The 630-nt window shown below is 70.0% G+C and carries 1 protein-coding gene; it reads right to left on the reverse strand.

Annotated elements, in window-relative coordinates; genetic code table 11:
• A partial coding sequence (locus DBR23_RS30550; RefSeq protein ID WP_304466209.1) for a DUF3971 domain-containing protein occupies positions 1 to 630 on the reverse strand: 630 nt, incomplete at both ends.

A 630-nucleotide genomic window follows, 5' to 3' on the forward strand; every position in this document is an offset into this window, starting at 1 on the left:
GCAATGCGGAACTCGCCCTGCTTGGGGTCATTGAAAGGCAGGTCGTGCAGATCGCCCTTGACGCGGAACTGCACATTGCTGGCGCTGCCGGCGACCACCGCATCGCGCACGTAGTGGCGGGATTCGGCGGGGATCGACAAGGGCAGGTAGCGGTGCACGCGTGTGCCGTCGGCGCGGTGCAGCGTGCCGGTGAGGTCCAACACCCCCGGAAAACGCGACCGGTGGGGCGCCTTGGAGGGGTCGCTGGTGTGCCAGGTGGCGCGGGCATCGCCCTGCGCATCGGCATTGGCAAACTGCACATCGTTGGCCTGCACGGCGATACGGCCGCCGTCCACCTGCCAGCGCACGTCGGCACTGAGCCGGTCGAGCGGCAGGACGGGCTCCTCGAACACCCCCGGCAGCACCAGCGCCCCCGACGCCATGGTCAGCGCCGCCTTGCCCCCTGCCTGGGTCATGTCGATGTCCACATTGGCGCCCCGCAGGCCCAGGTGGGCGGGGGTTGCGCCGTCAGTGGCACCGGCCAGCGCCAGCCCCTGGATGCGCCCCTTGACTTGGTACTGCTGCAGCGCATCCAGCGGCCCCTTCCAAGTGGCCTGGATCTCGTCCACCAGCCCCTGGGGCGTGTAGGTG

This window comes from Acidovorax sp. HMWF018, from assembly GCF_003061035.1.
Taxonomy (GTDB): Bacteria; Pseudomonadota; Gammaproteobacteria; order Burkholderiales; family Burkholderiaceae_C; genus Acidovorax; species Acidovorax delafieldii.